At 59.4% G+C, this 3,938-nt stretch carries 2 protein-coding genes; both read right to left on the bottom strand.

Features of this window, described 5'->3' with window-relative positions:
• The coding region (locus C4334_RS00010; RefSeq protein ID WP_352430018.1) for a glycoside hydrolase family 3 protein at positions 1-993 on the bottom strand (993 nt) is incomplete at its 3' end.
• Between the two features lie 131 nt (positions 994-1,124).
• Positions 1,125-3,476 carry a glycoside hydrolase family 3 N-terminal domain-containing protein gene (locus C4334_RS00005; protein WP_352430017.1) on the bottom strand — a complete coding sequence of 784 codons (2,352 nt, stop codon included), beginning with the start codon at positions 3,474-3,476 and terminating at the stop codon, positions 1,125-1,127.
• Positions 3,477-3,938: the final 462 nt, after the last annotated feature.

Here is a 3,938-nt window from a genome sequence, read left to right as displayed (position 1 = left end):
CTCGTTGATGCCGAAATAATCCGAGACGACGAAGCCACGAAACCCCCATTCGCCGCGCAGGACGTTGCCAAGCAACCGACGGTTCGCGTGCGATGGGATGCCGTCGATCTCGTTGTAGGAGGCCATGACGCTCATCGCGCCGCCTTCGGTGACGGCCGCTTGAAATGGGTAGAAGAACTGTTCGCGCAGGACGCGTTCGGAATAGTTAGCCGGAGCGATGTTCGTCCCACCTTCCGGTTGCCCATGCGCGGCGAAATGTTTGAGCGTTGCAATGACATGCCGCCGGTCGATATTCGGCCCGTCGCCTTGAAACCCGCGTACGGCGGCTACGCCCATGCGCGCAACCAGATAAGGGTCTTCGCCATAGGTCTCTTCGATCCTCCCCCAGCGCGGCTCGCGCGCCAGATCGAGCACCGGCGTGAGCACCTGATGCGTGCCGCGCGCGCGCGCCTCGCGCGCAGCGGCGGAGAAGACCTCGCGCACCAATTCGACGTCCCAAGTGCTGGCAAGCGCGATGGCTTGCGGGAAACTAGTCGCTCCTCGGGCGGCGAGGCCGTGAAGCGCCTCTTCGTGAAAGATGGCTGGAATGCCTAGGCGGTTACGCTCGATGATGTAACGTTGAAGCTGATTGGCGAAGATGGCGTGTTCGCGCGGCCCCTTCTTTTGATACGGCCCTGTTATGTTTTCCAAATCGGTCGCCATGCCGAGGCTCGGTCCACCGATCTGCCCAATGCCATGCGCGAGGACCGCTTTGACGCGGTCACTCGGCGCAAACTCGCCCTGCGCGTTGATGAACTCTTGTGGACGAAATGCGGCCCACAGGCATTGCAACTGCGCGACCTTCTCTTCGAGCGTCATGCGTTGAAGTAAGTCTTGGACGCGCTGCTCCACTGGCAGTCGCGCGTCGCGATAGGGAAACGCCGTCTGCGCTTGACCCAACGAGAATGGGGCAAGCGTTACACAACAGATGAGCAGAAAAGATAACTTGCGCAAGCTCCAGTGATTCTCCCTTCGGCTTGACGAAGAGCGAAACGAATCTTCGACTCAGTAGCAAAAGACGCGACCATCGGCACGAGATCTCGATCAGCGCTCATGACGCGGCGAAAAAACGCGGCCGCCACCTTTCAATCGAGCCTGAACTCTCCGACTAAACCGCCTACCATCACCTCGAACTCTCCCGGTTCGACCACGGGCTTGTTGTTCGGCCCGATGAAAGCCAAGTCGTCGCGGCGCAACCGGAAGGTAAGAACCTTGCTTTGACCCGGTTCGAGGTTTATTTTAGCGAACCGCTTCAAACGTTTTCCTGGCGGCGTCAAACTCGCCACCATATCGCGCACGTAGAGCTGGACCACCTCTTGACCAGCCCGCTTCCCGGCATTGGTGACGGTCACGCTTATTTCCAATTCTTCATCGCCGCGAACGCGCTCGCGGCTCAAACGCAGCTCGCTGTAGCTGAAGGTCGTGTAGCTCAACCCATGCCCGAACTCAAACTGCGGGCGAAACGAAACGTTGCCGAAGCTAGCGGTTTCGGTCTCGAAAGCTTTGCGGTCGTATGTCACCAGCGAATTGGGCGCGCTCGGATAGGTGAAGGGAAGCTTGCCGCAAGGGTTAAAATCGCCGAACAGGACATCGGCGATCGCTCGACCGCCTTCGTTGCTCGGATTATAGGCCATGACGATGGCTTGCATCTTGTTGGCGATGCGACTGATGACGCGCGGACGCCCTTCGACCAACACAAGCACGACAGGCTTGCCGGTCGCTGCAATCGCTTCGGCGAGTTTCAACTGCGGCTCGCCCAAGGTGAGATCCGTGATGTTGCCGGGAGTTTCGGCATACGATCCTTCGCCGAGACAGAGGATGACGGCATCGGCATCGCGCGCCGCGCGCGCCGCCGCCGCGATGTCTACCTCGACGTCTATGTCGGTCGGCGTCGAGTTAGATGGTCCGCCCGCGGCGCGCACGATCTTCGTGCCGGGGACGTAGACGACGTTCGATCCGCCGATTTTGGCTTCAATGGCTCGGCGAATCGTCAGCTTGTCTTTCGGATAGAGCGACTCTTCCGACCCTTGCCAGACGTAGGTCCAGCCGTTGTTGAGCGAGATCAGGGAATCGGCGGTCGGTCCGGTGATCAGCACCCGCGCGTTCTTCGGAAGAGGAAGCAGATCTTTTTCGTTCTTCAGCAGCGTGATCGATTCACGTGCGGCTTGCAGGCTGAGTTGTTGCGCTTCAGGCGACCCGATCTGGGCACGAAGCGCGGGATCAGGGAAAGGATTCTCGAAAAGCCCCAGATCGAATTTGACGCGCAGGATACGGCGCACCGCTTCATCGATGCGCGACTCCGACACGGCTCCTTCTCGGACGAGTTGAAACAGCAGATCGCTGAAGCTGTAATCGCTCGGCACCATGCTCATATCGATGCCGGCCATCACCGCCATGCGCGTCGCCTCTTTCTCGTTGGCCGCGACGCGCCACTGCGTGACCAGCTTCTTGATGTCCTCCCAGTCGGAGACGATGAAACCTTGAAAGCCGAGTTCGCCGCGTAAAACATCGGTCAAAAGATAACGGTTGACATGACCCGGAATGCCGTTGACCTCGGCCGAGTTGATCATTACCGTATGCGCTCCGGCGCGCACGGCGGTGGCGAAGGTCGGAAGGAAGTATTCGCGCAAGTAATGTTCCGGGATCCATGCAGACGTGCGGTCGCGCCCGTTGAGCGGAAAGCTGTAGCCGACGTAGTGCTTCATGCAGGCTGCGACGTGTTCCGACGAGGCGATGTCGTCGCCCTCCATACCGCGCACGTAAGCGGCGCCCATGACTTTGGCGAGATACGGATCTTCGCCAAAAGTTTCATAAAAGCGCGGCCATAGCGGTTGACGCCCGATGTCGAGCACGGGCGAGAAACTCCACGGAATGCCAGCGGCGCGCGTCTCGCGGGCGGCCACTGCCGCCAAGCGCCGCATCAACTCCGGATTCCACGTCGCCGCCATGCCGATCTCTTGCGGAAAGAGCGTGGCGCCTTGAACGTAATTTGCGCCGTGAATCGAATCAATGCCGTAGAGGACTGGAATCCCGAGTCGCGTGCGTTTGGTCGCCGCCTCTTGAATCTGTCGGATGATCTCGTGCCATTTTTCGACCGGAAGCGCTTGATCGCGCACGTTCAAGATCGAGCCGACACCGTATTGAACGATCGCCTTTTCGAGCTTGACCGGATCAACCCGCAAGTCTTGGTCTTTACCGGTTGTGACCATGCCGATTTCGAGCTGCGTCATTTGCCCGATCTTCTCGCGCAGCGTCATGCGGCGCAGCAACTCTTCGACGCGCGCCCCATGGTCGCGGCGCGATTTGGGCGATTGCATGGCGCGTTGTAAGAACGTTTCGCTATCGAGCAGATCGCCGACGGGCGTCTGCGCCCAGAGGGCCGAAAGATGCGTCTGTGCGCACAGGAACGCCAAAAGCAGCGCGAGCTTGCGTTTCATGGGTCGACCGAAAGTTGACGGCACTTTGTTCACAAATAGGATAAAAGATCGGCTCTTTTGTAGCGCAACGCGACGCGCTTTGCAAGAACTTTTTTCCGCTTCCCTCGGAACCTTCTCGCAGCCGCCATCGCCACATCGTGCGGCGCATTATTTCGGCGAAAAAGCATCTGCGAGAGACCGCACGCGCAGGCGACGACGAAAGTCGCCGACGTCGCGCGGTCGTTCGAGACGGATCAGCGCTTCGCTGGACGTCCGGAGACGAGATCGAAATGGTTGTCTGAGAAGTTGACGTTATCGAGCAAAAAGTAGACGGCGCGCGCTAGAACGTCGGTGGAGTGCGTGATCATTGTATCCGCCCAGCATCCGCTGCAATGCGGTCGAAACGTTAGGTCGGGGCAGCGCAAGTTCTTTAGAAAAACGGGGGAGCGCGAGTGGGCTGTAATCCCCCTCAATTCATTGAGG

The organism is Pyrinomonas sp., assembly GCF_040289685.1.
Taxonomy (GTDB): Bacteria; Acidobacteriota; Blastocatellia; order Pyrinomonadales; family Pyrinomonadaceae; genus Pyrinomonas.
Note: the sequence above shows the minus strand (reverse complement) of the source record. Positions and strands in the feature narration are given on the sequence as shown.